The sequence below is a fragment of the Candidatus Kryptonium thompsonii genome (assembly GCF_001535985.1).
Lineage (GTDB): Bacteria > Bacteroidota > Ignavibacteria > Kryptoniales > Kryptoniaceae > Kryptonium > Kryptonium thompsonii.
On record NZ_CZVS01000043.1, the window covers coordinates 1 to 18,576 of the forward strand.

Annotated in this window: 19 protein-coding genes and 1 pseudogene; 6 read left to right on the forward strand and 14 right to left on the reverse strand. The window is 36.9% G+C overall.

Annotated elements, in window-relative coordinates; translation table 11 throughout:
• The 6 genes and pseudogenes from AWW78_RS06750 to AWW78_RS06775 all read right to left on the reverse strand — a co-directional run.
• Positions 1–289: UDP-3-O-acyl-N-acetylglucosamine deacetylase (locus AWW78_RS06750; protein WP_047134684.1), on the reverse strand; the 289-nt coding region annotated here is incomplete at its 3' end.
• 62 nt (positions 290–351) lie between these two features.
• Positions 352–1,386, reverse strand: coding sequence for a UDP-3-O-(3-hydroxymyristoyl)glucosamine N-acyltransferase (lpxD, locus tag AWW78_RS06755; RefSeq protein WP_047134685.1), 1,035 nt, complete (start codon positions 1,384–1,386; stop codon positions 352–354).
• Positions 1,387–1,395: 9 nt separating this feature from the next.
• Positions 1,396–1,914, reverse strand: coding sequence for an OmpH/Skp family outer membrane protein (locus tag AWW78_RS06760; RefSeq protein WP_047134686.1), 519 nt, complete (start codon positions 1,912–1,914; stop codon positions 1,396–1,398).
• Positions 1,911–2,447, reverse strand: coding sequence for an OmpH/Skp family outer membrane protein (locus AWW78_RS06765; RefSeq protein ID WP_047134687.1), 537 nt, complete (start codon positions 2,445–2,447; stop codon positions 1,911–1,913). The genes AWW78_RS06760 and AWW78_RS06765 overlap by 4 nt, the downstream gene beginning before the upstream one ends.
• Before the next feature lie 27 nt (positions 2,448–2,474).
• On the reverse strand, positions 2,475–4,841 hold the full coding sequence (bamA, locus tag AWW78_RS06770; protein WP_047134688.1) for an outer membrane protein assembly factor BamA: 2,367 nt from the start codon (positions 4,839–4,841) through the stop codon (positions 2,475–2,477).
• A pseudogene (locus AWW78_RS06775) lies at positions 4,828–5,534 on the reverse strand (isoprenyl transferase). Before AWW78_RS06775 ends, bamA begins: the two are co-directional and overlap by 14 nt.
• A 287-nt stretch (positions 5,535–5,821) precedes the next feature.
• On the opposite strand from AWW78_RS06775, the gene AWW78_RS06780 reads away from it, so the two are divergent.
• Together AWW78_RS06780 and AWW78_RS06785 are read left to right on the forward strand one after the other, a co-directional pair.
• Positions 5,822–6,997 carry an ArsA family ATPase gene (locus tag AWW78_RS06780; RefSeq protein WP_047134689.1) on the forward strand — a complete coding sequence of 392 codons (1,176 nt, stop codon included), beginning with the start codon at positions 5,822–5,824 and terminating at the stop codon, positions 6,995–6,997.
• Positions 6,998–7,000: 3 nt separating this feature from the next.
• Positions 7,001–7,237, forward strand: coding sequence for a hypothetical protein (locus AWW78_RS06785; RefSeq protein WP_047134690.1), 237 nt, complete (start codon positions 7,001–7,003; stop codon positions 7,235–7,237).
• Here AWW78_RS06785 and AWW78_RS06790 read toward each other — a convergent pair whose 3' ends face one another.
• The 3 genes from AWW78_RS06790 to AWW78_RS06800 are packed head-to-tail and all read right to left on the reverse strand — an operon-like array spanning position 7,238 to position 9,413.
• Positions 7,238–8,023, reverse strand: a complete 786-nt coding sequence (locus AWW78_RS06790) for a DUF4198 domain-containing protein (RefSeq protein ID WP_047134691.1) — start codon at positions 8,021–8,023, stop codon at positions 7,238–7,240.
• On the reverse strand, positions 8,020–8,814 hold the full coding sequence (locus AWW78_RS06795) for a hypothetical protein (RefSeq protein WP_047134692.1): 795 nt from the start codon (positions 8,812–8,814) through the stop codon (positions 8,020–8,022). Before AWW78_RS06795 ends, AWW78_RS06790 begins: the two co-directional genes overlap by 4 nt.
• Positions 8,799–9,413, reverse strand: a complete 615-nt coding sequence (locus AWW78_RS06800) for a riboflavin synthase (protein ID WP_047134693.1) — start codon at positions 9,411–9,413, stop codon at positions 8,799–8,801. The genes AWW78_RS06795 and AWW78_RS06800 overlap by 16 nt, the downstream gene beginning before the upstream one ends.
• Before the next feature lie 175 nt (positions 9,414–9,588).
• Between AWW78_RS06800 and AWW78_RS06805 the strand changes: the two genes are divergently transcribed.
• The 4 genes from AWW78_RS06805 to mazG all read left to right on the forward strand — a co-directional run bounded on the left by AWW78_RS06805 (position 9,589) and on the right by mazG (position 12,631).
• On the forward strand, positions 9,589–9,849 hold the full coding sequence (locus tag AWW78_RS06805; protein WP_047134694.1) for a hypothetical protein: 261 nt from the start codon (positions 9,589–9,591) through the stop codon (positions 9,847–9,849).
• Between the two features lie 37 nt (positions 9,850–9,886).
• Positions 9,887–10,684, forward strand: coding sequence for a LysM peptidoglycan-binding domain-containing protein (locus tag AWW78_RS06810; RefSeq protein WP_075426175.1), 798 nt, complete (start codon positions 9,887–9,889; stop codon positions 10,682–10,684).
• A 155-nt stretch (positions 10,685–10,839) separates the two neighbouring features.
• Entirely contained in the window at positions 10,840–11,862 is a 1,023-nt protein-coding gene (locus AWW78_RS06815) for a PhoH family protein (protein WP_047134695.1), read from the forward strand.
• Entirely contained in the window at positions 11,846–12,631 is a 786-nt protein-coding gene (mazG, locus tag AWW78_RS06820) for a nucleoside triphosphate pyrophosphohydrolase (RefSeq protein WP_047134696.1), read from the forward strand. The genes AWW78_RS06815 and mazG overlap by 17 nt, the downstream gene beginning before the upstream one ends.
• On the opposite strand, the gene hutU is transcribed toward mazG, so the two are convergent.
• The 5 genes from hutU to AWW78_RS10565 all read right to left on the reverse strand — a co-directional run.
• A complete protein-coding gene (gene hutU / locus AWW78_RS06825; protein WP_047134697.1) occupies positions 12,623–14,311 on the reverse strand; it encodes a urocanate hydratase in 1,689 nt (562 codons plus the stop codon). The genes mazG and hutU overlap by 9 nt on opposite strands.
• 21 nt (positions 14,312–14,332) lie before the next feature.
• On the reverse strand, positions 14,333–15,238 hold the full coding sequence (locus AWW78_RS06830; protein ID WP_047134698.1) for a proline dehydrogenase family protein: 906 nt from the start codon (positions 15,236–15,238) through the stop codon (positions 14,333–14,335).
• Positions 15,239–15,305: 67 nt separating this feature from the next.
• Positions 15,306–16,535, reverse strand: coding sequence for a rod shape-determining protein RodA (gene rodA, locus AWW78_RS06835; protein ID WP_047134699.1), 1,230 nt, complete (start codon positions 16,533–16,535; stop codon positions 15,306–15,308).
• Positions 16,526–18,304 (reverse strand): penicillin-binding protein 2, encoded by a 1,779-nt coding sequence (mrdA, locus tag AWW78_RS06840; RefSeq protein ID WP_047134700.1) that lies wholly within the window; start codon positions 18,302–18,304, stop codon positions 16,526–16,528. Before mrdA ends, rodA begins: the two co-directional genes overlap by 10 nt.
• The coding region (locus tag AWW78_RS10565) for a hypothetical protein (protein WP_047134701.1) at positions 18,297–18,576 on the reverse strand (280 nt) is incomplete at its 5' end. The genes mrdA and AWW78_RS10565, both read right to left, overlap by 8 nt.

Below are 18,576 nucleotides of genomic sequence, written 5' to 3' on the forward strand. Positions count from 1 at the left end.
CAAGTTCAATTAAAATATTATCAATTTGAAGCCCGGCGATTGCCGCAAGAACATGCTCAACCGTATAAACCTTAACATCTCCAATCCCAAGCGTCGTCCCACGGCTTACATCAACAACATATTCAATAAGCGCTGGGATTTCAGGAGCCCCACCAAGATCTATCCTTTTAAATCTTATGCCGTAATTTGGCGGAGCTGGCTTAAAGGTTATTGTACAATACTTTCCGGTGTGTAAACCAACGCCTGATAAAGATACTGGCTTTTTTATCGTCTGCTGTTGCACTAACATAACTTTAACCTCCCAACCTAAGTTTTTTGTTTAACACAAATTCCTAAATTAAGTTTAAAAAATTAACCTTTTGAAATGATCTTTTCAAATTTTTCTTTAAGTTCGCGAAACTCTTTTATCAACTCTGGAAGCTGTCTTATCGCTCCCTCTATTCTCAAAGCAACCGAATGTTCCCGCGCCGGATAACCGAAATAAACTTTTCCTGGCTCTGTGATTGACTTTGATACCCCGGATTGCGCTGCTATCGTCGTTCTATCGGCAATCTCAATATGACCAACTATCCCAACTTGACCAGCAAGCACACAATTTTTCCCAATCTTAGTGCTCCCAGCAATCCCCGTTTGAGCTGCTATAACTGTGTTTTCACCAATTACAACATTATGAGCTATTTGAATTAAGTTATCAAGCTTTGCGCCACGCTTTATCACAGTTTCACCAAGGGTCGCTCTGTCAATCGAACAATTTGACCCAATTTCAACATCGTCTTCAATTACAACTATTCCAACTTGAGGAATTTTCTCATATGTTCCATCTGGCCTCGGGACAAAACCAAATCCATCGCTACCCACCACAGTTCCAGAGTGAATTATAACTCTATTCCCAATTTTACATCTATGATAAATCGTCACATTTGGATAAATCAGAACATCATTCCCTATCTCAACATCGTCGCCAATTACAACTCCAGGCATTATCACAGTGTTATCACCTATTTTTGCTCTTTCTCCGACAACGACATTTGCACCAATGCGAACATCCCTGCCGAGAACGGCGCTTCCTGCGATAACTGCTGTCGGATGAATACCCTTGGGTAAAAGTTCAACCGGTGGATTTAACAACTTTAAAACTTTAACAAAAGCATAATAAGGCTCATCAACCATAATCAATGAAACATCTTCTCTTCTCCTACTGAAGTTTTTCCCAACTATTACAGCCGAAGCTTCCGTAGTTTCAAAAAACTTTTCATATTTTGGATTCGCGATAAATGTTATATCACCTTTGGATGCATTCTGTATCTCCGAAACTTTCTCCACCTCCACATCACCATCTCCAACTAACTCACCTCCAAGAATTTTTGCAATCTCTGATAACTTCATAAAGCTAAATCACTTTACTTGTAAAAGTTTGTTTAATACCTTCTGAGTTAAATCATATTTTTCATTCGCATAAAGCAATAAGATCTCCCCACTTTTATCAAACACGAAATCATACCCTTCTTCAAGTGCTACCTCTTTTATCGCGTTAAAAATTTTATCCTGAATTGGTTTAACAATTTCAGCTTGCTTACGATAAAGTTCTCCATCCGGACCGAACTTTTGCATTTGGAAATCAGCAATCTTTCTATCAAGTTCTGTCAATTCCTTTTCCATCTGTGCTCTTGCTTCATCAGTCAGAATAAGCTTTCTCTTTTCATATTCATCATATTTTGTTTTCCACTCATCTCTCATCTTTTGAAGTTCTCCTTGCCACTGCTTAATTAGTTCATCAACCCTTCGTTGTGCTTCCTGCGCCTCGGGAAGTTGCCTCATTATCGTCTCGGAATCAACATAGCCGATCTTTAACTGGGGAAACAAAAACCCAACACAAACTAAAGATAAGATCAAAACCTTCGGAAGTAATTTCATTTAGATTTTGCTCCCCTTGTTAATTTATCAAGAACTTTAAATGTAATGTCGAACTGTTTATCTGCATAAAGTAAAATTACATCCCCAGCTTTGTCAAAAACGAAGTTTAATTTTTCTTCTTGAGCAACATCTTGAATTGCATCAATAATTTTGTCTCTTAATGGCTTCAATCTTTTCTCCCTCTCTTGTTCAAATTCACCCTGTGGACCAAGTTTTTGATTTCTGTACTCGAAAATTTTCTGCTCAAGCTCGGCGATTTCTCTTTGCATTTGTTCCTTAGCCTGGGGATTTAGCATCGCCTCTTTCTTTTGATATTCTTCAATTTTACTTTGATATGTCTTAACCATTTGATCATATTCACTTTGATACTTCTGCAAAAGGTTATCAAGTTCTTTTTGAATTTTTTGAGCTTCCGGCAATTGCTGCAAAATTACTTGCGAATCAACATAACCAATTCTTATCGCTGCTTGTTGTGAATAAAGCGATGTGACAAAAAGTAATGTGAATAAAAGTAAAAGAATATTTTTCTTCATCAGGATTCTCCATTTTTTGTTTTAAGTTTAGAAACCTCTGCCAAACTGAAAATGAAAACGCCATCCATCGGGTTTCCCATCTTTGGGTTCAACATCATCAAACCCATATCCGTAATCAAATCCAATTAAACCGATTGGTTGCATATAAAGGCGCACGCCAAAACCAGCAGAACGTTTTAAACTAAACAAATCAACCTGCCTCGTCTTTGCCCACGCATTACCAGCCTCAGCAAATATCAGTAAATATATCGGCATTGGATTCATAGTTAAACCAAAACGAAGCTCAGTGGTATATTTCATTAAAACTCTTCCTTGCGGGACACGGTTCGATGTAACTGCGATCGACATATCTTCATAACCACGGAGTGGGGTTACCGCAATATAACCAAGCCCTGTGCCACCCATCGAAAACAACTCAATCGGTGGAATAAACGAATCACGACGAAAACCATCAACATAACCCCAATCAAATGAATTATACCAAACCAACTTCTCCCAATTAAAAATCCTAGCGAACCATTCAGAGTTTAAATAAATCTTAAAGTAATCCGTAGTCCCAGGGAAAATAGGTCCACCAGATATCTCAGTCGAAAGTGAAACATTTGAACCAATACTTGGGAAAATCGGATTGTCCACGCTATTTCTTGATATAATCTGTGTCAAGCTAAATTGAGTCCACTTCCCTTCGCTGTAATACCCACTTGTTCCCGAAACATCATAAATTTGAAACCCAAAAATATAATCAATCCTGAAATAATCATCCGGCCATCTCAACCGCTTACCTAAACTAAAAGAACCACCCGTTTGCCTTAACTCATATCCAAAAGCATATCTAGTATCAACAATGTTAAAACCAACCGATGTTGGAGTATCTCTAAACCACGGTTCTCTAAAACCTAAACTAAAAGTCCTGTAATCATACCTTCCAAAAACCCACTCAAAATTAAGCATTTGTCCATCCCCACCACGCCACGGCTCGGTGATTGAAAAGTTGTTAAATGTCACACCAATGCTTCCAATCAACCCAAAACTGCTGTATCCTACTGAAGCGTTAAAAGTATCGCTTGATTTCTCCTCAACTTCATAAGTTAAATCCACAGTTGAATCACTTACCATCCTGTAATCAGGTTTGAGCTTTTCAGGATTAAAATAGTTCAAAACGGCAAGATTTCTTATACTTCTTACGATATCGCTCCTGCTGAAATATTTCCCTGGGACAGTGTAAAGTTCACGCCTTATTACCTTATCTTTCGTTTTAGTATTCCCTTTGATGTCAACTCTTCTTATTCTAAACTGTTTACCTTCAAAAACATGAATCACAATATCCAAAGTATCCTCAGCCACTCTAACTTCCTCAGGTTGCATGCTCATTGTCAAATATCCATTATCAAGATAAAGCGAAGCAACATCTGTTTGTTGTTCATTACCATACAAATTCCTCTCAAACTTCTCACGATTGTAAACTTCACCACTTTTAAAACCAAGTCGGTCGCTTAAAATTTTATCATCAAAAATCGTATTGCCTTCCCACGTGATATTTCGAATTTTATACTGTGGTCCTTCAAACAACTTTATCTTGATAAAAAGATTTTCTCTCTTCTCATCCACATACACAGAATCATCAAGTATGGTTGCATCTTTGAAACCTTTCTTGCGGTAATATTCAATTATTTTTTTCTTATCCTCCTCATATTTTTTTCTATCAAACTTCGCAGTCCGCCAGAACATCCACCATTTTTTCTCTTTCGTATCTTTCATTTCACCTTTTAAATCGCCATCTTTAACTTTTACATTCCCCTCAAAGATAATTTTTTTGATTGAGATTTTCTTCCCCTCATTTATGCTAACCTTTAAATTTGCCCTCCCTTCTTTTGTTGGAATAATGTCAAATTTCACATCAACCAAAAAATATCCCTTTTCTTCATATGCTTTCCTTATGTCGTTTGCAATTGAAGTTAATCTATTTTCAGCAATTACTTGCCCACGAACAAGGTTAATTTTATTTTTAATATCCTTTACAGAAATTGCCTTAGCCCCTTCAACTATTACATCATCAAGGCGTGGATATTCCTCAACTCGAATCAGAAGATAAACCCCGTCACCAACTTGATTTTCAATTTCAATGCTGACCTTTTTAAAAACCCTTAAAGCCCAGAGTTGCTTGATGGCATTTCTGATCTTATCACCAGATATTAAGATATTTCCAACCCTCGTAAAACTAATTTCATCGCCAACTTTTAATCCTGAGTTGGCAATTATAGCGGAAGGCTGAACAACTGTATTACCTTCAACCGAAATTCCAAGAATTTTATAAACCTCTTGTTGCTGAGCAAACAAATTCGAAACCAAAAATAGAATTAAAAAAATGTAACTTAAAAATCTACGCATTACCATTAAAACTTTTCTTTTTTATTTGCTCGCTCGTCATCCCAAATCTTCTTTCTCTCCTTTGATAATCTTTTATCGCCTCATATAGATGCTTCCTTCTGAAATCAGGCCAAAGGCAATCACAAATATAAAGTTCGGTATAAGCAATCTGCCACAGCAAGAAGTTGCTTATTCTGTACTCACCACTCGTTCGTATAAGCAAATCTGGTTCGGGCATCCCTGCGGTCTTCAAATAATTTGAAAAAAGTTTATCATCGATCTCATCAACCTTAACCTTACCATTTTTGACATCCCTCGCTATACTCTTAACCGCTTCAATAATTTCCCATCTGCCACTGTAACTTATGGCGAGATTTAAAACCATCCGCTTATTATTCCTCTTCTTCTCAATTCCCTTTTGAGTTCTCTTTGAACCTCAACAGGTAAACTCTCAATATCACCAATTGCCATAAGCTTTATATCGTTTTTCTGAAGTTTATCCACCTCTGTTCGCAAAACTTTAATAAGAAGCTTCATCAAAGTATCAACTTCATATTTAGGTCTTTTCCAGTTCTCAGTTGAAAAAGCAAACAAAGTTAAGTATTTTACCCCGAGTTGTGCACATGCTTCAACAACATCTCTAACTGATTTAATCCCTTCTCTGTGTCCAGCAACCCTTGGTAATCCTCTTTTTTTAGCCCATCGTCCATTTCCATCCATTATTATTGCAATGTGCTTGGGAATCTCACCTCTTGATTTTAACTCCTCTTGAATCTTTCTGTCGCGATAGCCTTTAACCTCTGTTTTCGATGAGGAAACGGCGTCGCCCACTTTATCGATGCTTTTGCTTTTTTTGAAAAAATTCAAACGGTAAAATCCTCTAACTTTCAAAATTTCTAAGTCAAAATTTAACCTTTTAAATTCAAAAAATCAATTTTTCACACTAACTTGATTTTAACTAGCTCAGGAATTAATTTTAAACTGAGAAATTAAAAATCGCATCCTCAATGCGTATCATAATCTACACGGGAAAAGGTGGCGTTGGCAAAACTACTGTATCAGCTGCAACAGGAGTATTATGCGCCGAGCTTGGCTATAAAACCATTGTGCTCAGCACCGACCCCGCTCATAGTTTAAGTGATTCAATTGGTAAAAAAATTGGCAAAAACCCAGTTAAAGTAACTGACCGACTCTGGGCTCAAGAAATTGATGTGACCGAAGAATTGCGGATTAATTGGGATAAGATTCAAGGCTTTATTGTAAAGTTTCTGTCATACCAAGGATTTGATAAATTCATAGCCGAAGAATTTGCTATATTCCCTGGACTTGAAGAGCTTTTCAGCCTGCTTAAAATAAACGAATACTACGAGAAGGAAAGTTATGATGTTATAATCGCCGATTGCGCCCCAACAGCGAACACAATTAGAATGTTAAGTTTCCCTGATATAGTAAGTTGGTATATGGAAAAATTTTTCCCACTTGAAAGAAAACTCGTGAAGACAATAAAACCCGTGGCTGAAAAAGTTGTCAAATTCCCACTCCCATCCGACGATGTTTACGCACAAGTAGAAGAACTCTATAAAAAAATTGAATACACGAAGAAAACTTTAACGAACCCTAAAATATCGTCTGTGCGCCTTGTTGTCAACGCCGAAAAAATGGTTATAAAAGAATCACAAAGAGCATACACCTATCTTAACCTTTTCGAGTTTCCAGTTGACCTTGTAATAGTTAACAAAGTTTTTCCAGATGAAATTAGCGATAGATATTTTAAAAAATGGAAATTTACACAGGCAAAACATATCGACACCGTAAGAGAAGCGTTCGACCCAATTCCAATTAAGATCTCATTTTTGCACGATGATGAGATCACCGGTTTAAACAAACTTTTAAAATTTGCACAAAACCTTTTTAAAGATGAAGACCCGACCAAAATTTATTATTACGAAAAACCAATGCAAATCGAAGAAAGAAATGGCAGATATTTTCTGAAGTTAAAGATGCCAATTTTCACAAAAAAAGAAGTAAACATTTGGATTAAAAATGACGAGTTGATAATTGAATTGCCGAGCTTTAGGAGAAACATATTTTTACCCTATACACTTGTTACATCAAAAATTAAAGAAGCGAAGTTAAATGACGGAGTTTTAACAATCGAATTTGAAAAAACAAAACAGGATTAAGCCATGCCAGTAGAAAAAGAAAAACAAATGCCGAAATACTACATTCCATTGCCGGATTTCCAAGCGCTTTTCAAATCTCTTCCACCGGAGCTAGATGAAGCAAAGAAACATTTCATTCAAGTAAATAAAGAAATCTTACTTACGATAAGATCGGTGATAGACGCTGGGATTGCGATCGCTGACAAACTTCTCGAAGAAAAACCAAAAACAGAACCAGCAAAAAAGATAAAAGTTAAATAATTATCTCTGCGGGATCTCAAAGCTAAACGATCCCCAAAAACTCTCCCAGTTTACATTGTCACAATTCTCGCATCTCCGCAGATGTACAAGACGAACAAGTTGAAATCCTGAATTTTTAACTTTAAACTTTGCTATTCCATTTTTGTTTGTTTTCGCCTTTTGCTCAAAAACATCATTTTGACCCGCACCGTAGAGTGTCACAATCTTATTCGCAAGCGGTTTACCTTCAAATAAAACTTGAACTTCAAGTTCATCCCCAACTTTAAGAAGGTATGGATTTTTCAAAAGCACTATCTCAAGCCGTTGCCCGATGACCTTTTTATAAATCTCCCCTTCAATCTTATCCCCTGACAAAACAAGCGATTTTATATACCTACGGTATCTCTCTTTTTGAACTCCGCCTTCTAACTTTACCTTGATATCTGTTATCCCTTCATGCTTTAAATACTCATTAAATTCTTTAGGCTTCAACTCAATATAAGCCCATCCTCTTTCCATAGCGATCAAGCCGAGACCATCAAAATCAACTTCCTTTTTCAGAACCGGAACTGATTTATCTTTGACTTGTGACAATAAGTCAACAATACCATCGTTTTTCACTAATTCAAATTTTTCGGTCATTTCCCTCTGAAGTTCTCGCTCAACCTCAGCCTTAAGTTTATCGCCAACATAAAGATGTACAATCAATGTATCGCCTTTTGACAAAACAAACTTTTGTGGACGAAGCCAATAGTCATGGGCGTAAACAAAATTAAAAATGAACAAGAAGATCAGGATTTTTCTCATTGCTTCCACCTATAATTTTCTTTTAAAAATATGATTGCTTTTGCCTTTTTGTTTAAATCAAAACCCGTGAAATCATCCCCATCAAAATCATAGGGGTTTCCGTAGCCAAGCCAATTCCAATCATGCAGTATTTCAAGTTTATCCTTCTTGTTAAGTGAGTTGTAATTCGGTATGACATTTTTCAATCTCGGATAATTCGCATATTTAGTTGGATTAACTATTGAGAAAACTTTTTTATGTCTCCTCATCTCACCCCATTTTTCATCGGAAGTTCTTTCAGTTTTATAAACATAAACTTCACCTGCCTTTATTTTAATGAATCCACTTTTTATAAACTCCCCTTCATCATAAACACATATTTCAGCCCCGGTTGCGATAAGCGAAGCCTTAAGGAGAAATTCACACAAAAGATAAGCGTTAAACTCATTCCCACCGATTCGTGTTATACCACTTGCTATCGAATTATCAATATACCCCCCTCGTTTAAGCACAATTAAACCCTCTCTCTCAAGTTTCTCAAGCGCCTCAACCTCGCTCATCCCAGATGATAAAAGCGTTTCAAATTTTTTTGCTATTATATTTTTAACTGGTTCCTTCTCTCCAGCCCACATCATAAGCTCAACATTTTCCCAATTTGGGAAAACCGCAAATCTTTTGAAATTTATCTTCCCTGCAGTCCAGATAAATTCTGAGTTATACCATTTCTGCAATCTCATCATCTCATTCCACTCCTCATCACTCAAAAAATTTTCCCCATTATCCTCTATCCAATATTTTATCCTTCTCGCCATAATTTTACCTCCATTGTCTTGAGAAATCTTTCAACATACTTGCCGAAGAAGTCAAATTCAAGATTCACCCTGTCTCCGACCTTCCTGAATTTAAGATTCGTATTCTCCCATGTAAATGGGATTATAGAAACTTTAAACCTGTTTGCATCAAGTTCCGCAACCGTTAAACTTATCCCATCAACAGCAATTGAACCTTCCGATATGATATATCTCCCAAATTTTTCGGGAAACTCTATTTCAAAAATCCAACTATTTTTCAATTTCTTTATGCTTTTAATTGTTCCAGTTGTATCAACATGACCAAGGACGATATGTCCACCAAGCCGTTCCTCAAGTTTAAGTGAAAGTTCCAAATTTACCAAATCCCCAGTTTTTAAATCCCCAAGATTCGTTTTCTTTATCGTCTCTTCTACGGCTTCAACTTTAAAACGATCGGTTTGCCTTTCAAAAACCGTTAAGCAAACTCCATTTATTGCAATGCTGTCTCCGATTTTTATCTCTTTGATTAACTTTTTTGATCTCACAGTGAAAATTCTTGCCTTTCCTCGCTGAATGATATTATCAATTTTTCCAACCTCTTCAACTATTCCAGTAAACATACTTAAAGTTAGATTTGTTTAACGATTTCAAAATAAGATTAAACCGTTAAATTTCAAAATTCGGGAAGCCTCGCCTTTACCTTCGGGCATCAAAAGTAACCCCAAATTACTTGACAAACATTCAAGTTTTTATTATATTTAGGTTGAATTCAAAAATAAAAATATGGAGAGTTCAATGATGAAAAAGTTTGCATCAATTTTGTTGATATTTTTATTTGCTATTTTTTCTGCCGGTTGCACAAAGTATGCGAAAGATGAAGAGATCCAACAGTTGAATAACTTGAAAGCTGAAACAGAACAACTCGAAAAGGAAATCAAAGCTAAAGAGCAAGAAAAAGCAGCGTTGCAAAACGAGATCGCACAGAAAGATCAAAAATTGAAGGAACTTCAAGCTGAAAAAGAGAAGGTTCAGCAACGCCTTCAGCAGATAAAGTAAGAAGTGTTTTAACAATAAAACAAAATTGGAGAGCGAAATGAAAAAGTTATTAATAATCTTACTCACATTGGTGTTTGTCATAACCGGCTTTGCTCAGGAAAAAGTTAAGATGAAATATGAAGATTGGCAGAAAGAGATGGCATCATGGACAGCGAAAAGAGATGAGTTGAGGGCTAAGCTCGATGCGTTAAATAACGAAGTTAACAATCTAAAAAGGCAATTAGCTGAAAAAGATGCTCAAATTAAGCAAACACAAGATGCAATCTATGCCCTTGTTGGTACAACACCAGAAGGTGTAAACGAATATAGACAAAAGGTTGCGGACTTTGAAAGAAGATTAAACGAATTATCAAGGCTTTCAAATGAACAACTCTATGAAAGAAGGGCAGAGGTTGAAAAGCTTTATAATGACTACCAAGCCTTGAAATCAGATAAAAGAGTTGCTCTTTCTGAATTTTATGACAAAGTTTTAGGATTTGAATCCCAAGTTAACAATTTAATCACAACCGTTAGGGCTCTTGTTAAAACAAAAGAAGGACAAGTTGTTCTCGCTGAAGCCCTAGTGAAAGAAACGACCTATACAGTTGGAACGTGGAAGAAAGATCGTGATTGTCTCTGGAATATAGCGAAGAAACCGACGATTTATGACAACCCGTTCCTATGGCCAAAGATTTATGTGGCAAATAGGGATAAGATAAAGGATCCAGATTTGATTTATCCTGGCTGGGTTTTAAAAATTCCGCCAAAAGCTGAGCTGACAAAAGAAGAGAAACGGGCAGCCAACGCATACTATCGTAAGAAAGCGGAGAAACAGCAAGCGGGTGGTGGGATGTGAGAACTTTGATGAGATTTTCATTATTAACTTTGAACCCCTGAGCTGTCAAAAGGCAGTATCAGGGGTTTTTTCTTTTTGGAACTATTTTTAAATTTTTCACGATTTAATTTTTAGAGAAACAAAAACAAAGTTGGAGGCAGGAAGACTGAAAAATCATGGTTGAGCGAAAAATTAAGTTATCTGGCGTTAATACCCTTGCCCTCCTGGGCTATAACGATACCTACCTTCACATAATCGAAAAAAAATTTGATGCTGGTATAACTGTCCGTGGGGATAACTTGATCCTTAAGGGTGAAAAGGATGAAGTTGAAAAAATTGAAAGGGTTTTTAAAGAGCTTATTTTTATACTCAATAAAAACGGACATCTTACCGAAAACGATGTCAACATTGTAATTGATCTCGTAAAACTAGATAGCGATGATTTAACATCAACGCACAGAAGAAAAAAACATACTGTTGATGAACTTGATTCAACTATCCTTTTCACAAAAAATGGACCAATAAAAGCTAAAACCCCAGGGCAGCTTGAATACTATCGTCAAGTGAAGAAAAATGACATTGTTTTTGTCATAGGACCAGCAGGAACAGGTAAGACATATCTTGCTGTTGCAATGGCAGTTGCAAGTTTAAAAAATCACGAGGTTAATAAAATCGTCCTTTGCAGACCAGCGGTTGAAGCTGGCGAAAATCTTGGCTTTTTGCCTGGGGACCTGAGGGAAAAAATTGAACCTTATCTTAAACCTCTATATGATGCGCTCGATGATATGCTCCCATCCGATAAACTGAAATCATACTTTGATAAAAGAATCATTGAAATTATTCCACTTGCCTATATGAGAGGAAGAACCTTGAGCAATGCTTTTGTCATTCTAGATGAAGCTCAAAATGCCACAAGCTTACAAATGAAAATGTTTTTAACACGTCTCGGAGTAAACTCAAAAGCAATAATAACGGGCGATATAACCCAGATAGATTTACCTTCAAGAACAACATCAGGACTTGTTGAAATTCAAGAAATTTTAAAAGGAATTGAAGGAATTGCTTTCGTATATCTTGATAAAAATGATGTGGTAAGACATCGGCTTGTTAAAGATATAATTGAAGCCTACGACAGATATAATGCTATGAATGGCAAATCAAACGAAAAAAGGGAGATAAATAATGAACCGAGTTCATGAGCTGTTCCGCGAGCTTGTCGAAGTAATTAGAAGGCTTAGAAAGGAATGCCCATGGGATAGAGAACAAACACATAAATCAATAAGGCATAACTTAATTGAGGAAGCTTATGAAACAGTTGAAGCGATAGATGAAGAAAACTTTGAGGAGTTAAAAAAAGAACTTGGTGATCTGCTTCTTCATGTTATTATGCATTCCGTAATGGCTGAGGAAAGCGGGAAATTTACTCTCGCTGAAGTTATCGAGGGAATTAGGGATAAATTAATTTACAGGCATCCTCATGTCTTTGGCGATGTCAAGGTTGATAACTCCAAAGAGGTAAAACATAACTGGGAAAAATTGAAACAGGCAGAAAATAATCGAGATTCAATCATTTCGGGCATTCCGAAATCATTACCAGCATTAATAAAAGCATATAGAGTTCAAGAGAAAGCAGGAAGCGTTGGCTTCGATTGGGAAAATCCAAATGATGTTTGGAAAAAAGTTGAAGAGGAAATTTCAGAGCTGAAAAAATCAATTGAAAGCAATGATTCAAATAAAATAGAAGAAGAAATTGGGGATCTACTTTTTGCAATTGTAAACTATTCAAGATTTTTGAAAGTTAATCCAGAAAGTGCTTTAAATAAAGCAGTTGAAAAATTTACCCGCAGATTTCAAACAATCGAAAGAGAGCTAAAATCTCAAGGCAAAGATATTTACTCAGCAACACTCAAAGAGATGGACGCAATTTGGGAACAAATCAAGAAAAAAGAAAATCCATCTTCACTTTAACATCGGTATTTTTATCCCGTGTTTCTTCGCCATTTCGATAGCCTTCTCATATCCCGCATCCGCATGTCGAGCTATTCCAAGCCCTGGGTCGGTAGTTAAAACACGTTCTAATCTTACCTCCATTTCTTTTGTTCCATCAGCTACAACTACCATACCAGCATGAATCGAAAGACCAATCCCAACACCGCCACCATGATGAACTGCCACCCAGCTTGCGCCCGCAACGGCATTTAAAAGAGCATTTAAAATTGGCCAATCTGCAATTGCATCACTTCCGTCCTTCATCTTTTCAGTTTCACGGTTTGGAGAAGCAACAGAACCAGTGTCAAGATGGTCACGACCGATCACAATCGGTGCTTTAACCTCACCAGTTCTTACCATCTCATTGAAAATTTTCCCCATTTTCGCTCTTTCACCATATCCAAGCCAACAAATTCTTGCTGGAAGACCTTGAAACTTGACATGCGCCCTCGCTTTTTGAATCCATCTAACAAGGGACTTATTTTCTGGAAATGTTTTAATCACCGCTTCGTCAGTTGCATAAATGTCTTCTGGATCACCGCTTAACGCTACCCATCTAAATGGTCCTCTACCTTCACAGAATAAAGGTCGGATGAACTCGTGAACAAAACCAGGAATTTCAAACGCATCTTTTACTCCATTCGCATAAGCCTCGCCACGAATATTATTTCCATAGTCAAAAACAACAGCGCCTCTTCTCTTAAATTCAAGCATAGCTTTCACATGTTCAACAATTGAACGTTTAGCCATTTGAATGTATTTTTGTGGATCTTTCTTTCTTAACTCAAGCGCTTCCTCATAAGGAATTCCATTTGGTACATAACCATTTAAAGTATCATGAGCCGAAGTTTGATCTGTAACGATGTCAGGAATTATACCACGCCTCAAAATTTCAGGTAAAACATCAGCTGCGTTTCCAACAAGACCGACTGAAATTGCTTCCCTTTTCTCCTTCGCTTTGAGAACAATTTCAAGTGCTTCATCAAGGTTATCCGTCATCATGTCAAGATATCCAGTTTGAAGTCTTCGCTCAATTCTTTTTCTATCGACCTCAACTCCAAGGAAAGCAGCCCCATTTATTGTAGCAGCCAAAGGTTGTGCTCCACCCATTCCGCCAAGTCCAGAAGTTAACAAAAATCTTCCAGCGAGCGTCCCACCAAAATATTTATCAGCACAAGCAGCAAATGTCTCATAAGTTCCTTGCAAAATGCCCTGAGTTCCAATGTAAATCCAACTTCCAGCCGTCATCTGCCCATACATCGTAAGACCAAGAGCTTCAAGCCTTCTAAACTCATCCCAAGTTGCCCAAGCTGGGACAAGCATTGCGTTCGAAATTAACACACGTGGAGCAAATTCATGCGTCTTGAAAATTGCGACGGGTTTCCCCGATTGAATCAACAATGTCTCATCATTTTCAAGCTCTTTTAAACTTTTAACAATCGCATGAAAACACTCCCAATTTCTCGCCGCTTTCCCTGTCCCACCGTAAACAATAAGTTCCTCGGGTTTCTCCGCAACTTCGGGGTCAAGGTTATTCATAAGCATTCTTAACGCTGCCTCCTGAGCCCAACCTTTACATGTTAAGACATTTCCACGTGGTGCTTTTATACTTTTAACATCAAACTCTTTTAATTCAACTTGATTTAAGATTTCCGCCATCTTTTACCACCTCCAAAATTTTTAAAATGAATTTTTTGTAAATATCGCCTTGAAAACATAACCAGCAATTTGCGGATTCTCCCTGAATCGCCTCATTGAATAAGCATACCAATGCTCACCAAAAGGAACATAAATCCTTAATTTATAACCATTTGACACAATTTTATTCCCAAGCTCAGGGCGCACACCAAGCAGCATTTGAAATTCAAACCTCTCGTCTTTCAGGTTATACTCTTTTATCAAGCGATATGCCTCATTTATTAATTCATCATCATGCGTTGCAATACAAATATATGCCTCGCTTTGGAAGAGAATATTTAAAAGGTGCTTGAAGTTATGGTTGATCAATTCCCTCTTTTTAAAAGCAATTGTTTCTGGCTCAATATAGATACCTTTACACAACCTTATCCTTGGCTTCAACGGCAATAGAGCCTTTATGTCGCTTTCACTTCTTTTTAAATATGCTTGAATTGCCACACCAACATTGTCATATTTCGATTTCAGCTTTTTATAAATTTCAATTGTTGCATCCGTTGTCGATGAATCTTCCATATCAATTTCAACAATGTTGTTATACTCCTTTGCAAGTTTAACGAGTTCTTCAACATTGGCATAACAGAAATCAAAATCAAGTTTTAAACCCAATTGTGTAAGCTTGATAGAAAGGTCTGAATTTAAATTATTTTCTTTAATCTTGTTTAGCACAAGCTTATAAGCTTTCAAGGCTTTGATTGCCTCATCTTTGCTGGTGATGTTTTCACCAAGCACATCGATTGTAGCTAATTTTCTTTGCTCATTTAATTTCTTTACAAGGGCAAGTGCATCTTCAAGTCTTTCCCCCGCTATGTATCGGCTTGCAAAATGTCTGACAATTTTTTTAGGAACTAATGGCAAGGTGCGAACGATAAATTCATTTAATAGGTTCATGGTAAAAAGAACCTTTTATTTTATTTAGCCAGAAAAATTTAACCTTTAAAGTTCTAAAAATCAAACTTCAACTCAGCTCCCTTCTATTTGCATAGAAGTTTAGCAACAAACCAACCATAGCCATATTAATCCACATCGCTGAGCCACCATAGCTCAAAAATGGAAGCCATATCCCAATTACAGGAAAAAGTCCAAGCGTCATCCCAATGTTAACCACAATATGAAATGCCCATGTGGAAAAAATTCCAATCGCAACTAAGCTTGCAAATTTTTGCCTTATCGTTGATGCAAGATTTATAACACGCCACAAGAGTATAAGATAAAGCAGGAGAATAATTACTGAACCTATAAACCCAAACTCTTCAGCTGGAACGCAAAAGATAAAATCAGTCCACTGAGCTGGAATAAACCTTAACTGAGTCTGCGTCCCTTTCATAAACCCCTTGCCAACCAAACCGCCCGAACCGATCGCAATTTTTGATTGAATGACATTATAACCAGCCCCTAACGGGTCACTTAGTGGATTTAAAAAGCTTGAAATTCTTTTTTGTTGATGTGGTTTCAAAACCTTATGATAAATATGTTCGCTTGCCAAACCAATTATTAGATTCATCGCTATTATCATAAGTGTCAAAATAAAAGGCTTACGCATCAGGAGAAATAAAACAGTGATTAAAATTGAAACAAGTATAAAAACTTTAAGGCTAAAAAACGAAGCAACGATCAAAAAAATTGGAGCAACTAAAAGCAAGAGCCAAAATACGGGAATCTCAAACCAAAACATAATCCCCAAGAAAATAGCACCAAACACAACTGCTGTTCCAAGATCGGGTTGTAAAATTGTTAAAAAGAGCGGAATAAAAGTTAAAATGCCAGCAACTATTAATGTGATAGGGCTATCACTTCTGACATTTTTCCTCGACAAAAAATTAGCAAGTATTAAAATAGTTGCAAGTTTTGCAAATTCAGATGGTTGAAACTGAAACTTACCGATTTGAAGCCATGAAGCTGAGCCTGAAACTTTTTTACCCATAAAGATGACAAGCACAAGAAGTGAAAGCGAAAGAAAATAAAGGAAGGGGGATATCCTTAACAATTTTTGCACAGGCAAAAAATAGAAAAAAGCAAGTATTATAAAACCACTCAGAATCCAAAGAAGATGTTTTACAAAGATAAAAAATTGCCCTGGTAGTTTCGTTGCACTGTAAATTGATAATACGCTCATGATCAACAAGCCAACTAAAGGAATCACGATTTTAAAATCGATTTTGTCTCCAATTCCTCTAACTAACGCCATCTTACAAGCTTAAATTCTGTTCTTTGATTTTTTAATTCTAAATACTTCTTTACTATTTCCCTTGCGATCGGTGCAGCAACTGACCCACCTGTTCCAGCATTTTCAACTATGATTGCAAATGCAATTTCAGGGTTCTCATAAGGCGCAAATCCAATAAACCAAGCGTGATCCTTACCATGCGGATTTTGCGCAGTTCCAGTCTTACCAGCAACATTTACTCCCTCAACCCTTGCTGCTCTACCTGTTCCAACTGAACCATTTACAACCATATACATTGCCCTGCGAACTATATCGAATGTTTCCTGTGATACTGGAATTTCCCTGACACGATATGAAACTCTTTGCACCTTCCCCACTTTTTTATCCACAATCTCTTTAACAAGATGCGGTTGGTAATACTTACCCGAATTGGCAAGTGCCATCGCATATCCAGCCATTTGGAGCGGTGTTACACTTATTTCACCTTGCCCGATTGCTAAACTTATAAGATAACCTTTTGTCCACTTATTAACTCCATAAACCCTGTTGAAATACTCAGTTGATGGAAGAATCCCATCAAGTTCCTCTGGCAAATCAATCCCCGTCCTTTTCCCAAAGCCGAAAAGAGCTCCATATCTTGACCAATCGTCAAAATTAGTTCTTAACATCAGGTTGTAGAAATAAACATTACATGAAACTTCAATCGCCTTCGCTAAATTCACCCAACCATGCCCTTGGGATGTATGACATTTAAATACCTTGTTGCCATAGACAAAATAGCCAGGACAATAAACCTTCCAATTAGAGTCAACCGCACCTGTTTCAAGCGCGGTTATCGCAAGTATCATTTTAAAAGTTGAACCAGGCGAATAAAGCCCCGATATGGCTCTGTTCAATAAAGGCTTCTTTGGGTCAGAGTTAAGCGAATCCCATACTTGTTTAGAAGTATAACCACTTAACAAAGTAAGGTCGTAATTAGGTTTACTAACCATAGCTAAAATCTCCCCATTGCGCGGATCAATTACAACAGCTGAACCAGTTTTATCTTGGAACAATTGTTCCAAAAATGACTGCAATTCGATGTCAACCGTCAAGACTAAATCAGAACCTTCGGAAGGCGGTATATCATTTCGACCATCGTTATATCTACCCACAAACCTGCCAAGTGCATCGACCATTATAAAGCGATATCCTTTCCCACCTTTTATTATGGACTCGTAGCTTTTCTCAAGCCCAGACTGACCAATTTGATCCCCAGGCTTATATAAGCCTCGATAAATTGTAAGCTGCGATGATGTAATTTCCTTAACATACCCAAGCATATGGGAAGCAAGTCCAGAAGCTCGATAATTTCTTTTATGTTCGATCAAATAATCAATCCCTCTTAACTCATTTTTATGCTCTTCAATATATGCAATTGCCCTAAGTGGGGCGTCGCGCCTAATTTTAACTGGTGTAAATGGCGACGGCGCTGATGAAATTTTATCCATTATATACTGTGGTTCAACATTTAAGAGTTTTGCAACAACATCAAGGTTTTTCATCTCAAATTCATAAGGTACCAAAGTAACAGTATAAGATGGCACATTGTCAACAATAATCTTACCATTCCTATCAAAAATTAACCCCCTGATTGGATCATGCTGAATAGTTCTAATGCTGTTACTCTCAGCTTGCCTTTTATATTCAAGACTTCGATAAAGTTGTAGTTCAAAAAGTTTACCTAAAAAGAAAAGGAAAACAAGCGAAAGGAATATTTTTAAAAACTTTACCCGCGCTGCTTCATTCATAGCCAAATCCCTTCTTTCTTGAAAGTGTGAAGACAGGGATCAATGACATAATACCCGTATAAACTGAACGACCAACTATTAACCTTAAAACTTCCACACCGTCAAAATTACTTCCAAGGATATCTAATAAAAAATATACAAGGTTATCAACCGCCGAACATAAAATCACAATACCAAAGAAACGCAGTGTTCCTATATTTGCTTCAATTTTAGCTTCACTGTAAAAATATCCTGAAATGAAACCAAAGACAGTTTTTGAAAGAGCTGAAAGC

What these genes read in the sequence shown, in the direction of transcription:
- AWW78_RS06810 (WP_075426175.1), top strand. Translation starts at nt 9,887, where the DNA reads ATGAAAAAGTTATTAATAATCTTACTCACATTGGTGTTTGTCATAACC.
- AWW78_RS06765 (WP_047134687.1), bottom strand. Translation starts at nt 2,447, where the DNA reads ATGAAGAAAAATATTCTTTTACTTTTATTCACATTACTTTTTGTCACA.
- AWW78_RS06800 (WP_047134693.1), bottom strand. Translation starts at nt 9,413, where the DNA reads ATGTTTACTGGAATAGTTGAAGAGGTTGGAAAAATTGATAATATCATT.
- AWW78_RS06830 (WP_047134698.1), bottom strand. Translation starts at nt 15,238, where the DNA reads ATGAACCTATTAAATGAATTTATCGTTCGCACCTTGCCATTAGTTCCT.
- AWW78_RS06760 (WP_047134686.1), bottom strand. Translation starts at nt 1,914, where the DNA reads ATGAAATTACTTCCGAAGGTTTTGATCTTATCTTTAGTTTGTGTTGGG.
- lpxD (WP_047134685.1), bottom strand. Translation starts at nt 1,386, where the DNA reads ATGAAGTTATCAGAGATTGCAAAAATTCTTGGAGGTGAGTTAGTTGGA.
- AWW78_RS06790 (WP_047134691.1), bottom strand. Translation starts at nt 8,023, where the DNA reads ATGAGAAAAATCCTGATCTTCTTGTTCATTTTTAATTTTGTTTACGCC.
- AWW78_RS06785 (WP_047134690.1), top strand. Translation starts at nt 7,001, where the DNA reads ATGCCAGTAGAAAAAGAAAAACAAATGCCGAAATACTACATTCCATTG.
- hutU (WP_047134697.1), bottom strand. Translation starts at nt 14,311, where the DNA reads ATGGCGGAAATCTTAAATCAAGTTGAATTAAAAGAGTTTGATGTTAAA.
- AWW78_RS06795 (WP_047134692.1), bottom strand. Translation starts at nt 8,814, where the DNA reads ATGGCGAGAAGGATAAAATATTGGATAGAGGATAATGGGGAAAATTTT.
- mazG (WP_047134696.1), top strand. Translation starts at nt 11,846, where the DNA reads ATGAACCGAGTTCATGAGCTGTTCCGCGAGCTTGTCGAAGTAATTAGA.
- rodA (WP_047134699.1), bottom strand. Translation starts at nt 16,535, where the DNA reads ATGGCGTTAGTTAGAGGAATTGGAGACAAAATCGATTTTAAAATCGTG.
- AWW78_RS06780 (WP_047134689.1), top strand. Translation starts at nt 5,822, where the DNA reads ATGCGTATCATAATCTACACGGGAAAAGGTGGCGTTGGCAAAACTACT.
- bamA (WP_047134688.1), bottom strand. Translation starts at nt 4,841, where the DNA reads ATGGTAATGCGTAGATTTTTAAGTTACATTTTTTTAATTCTATTTTTG.
- AWW78_RS06805 (WP_047134694.1), top strand. Translation starts at nt 9,589, where the DNA reads ATGATGAAAAAGTTTGCATCAATTTTGTTGATATTTTTATTTGCTATT.
- mrdA (WP_047134700.1), bottom strand. Translation starts at nt 18,304, where the DNA reads ATGAATGAAGCAGCGCGGGTAAAGTTTTTAAAAATATTCCTTTCGCTT.
- AWW78_RS06815 (WP_047134695.1), top strand. Translation starts at nt 10,840, where the DNA reads ATGGTTGAGCGAAAAATTAAGTTATCTGGCGTTAATACCCTTGCCCTC.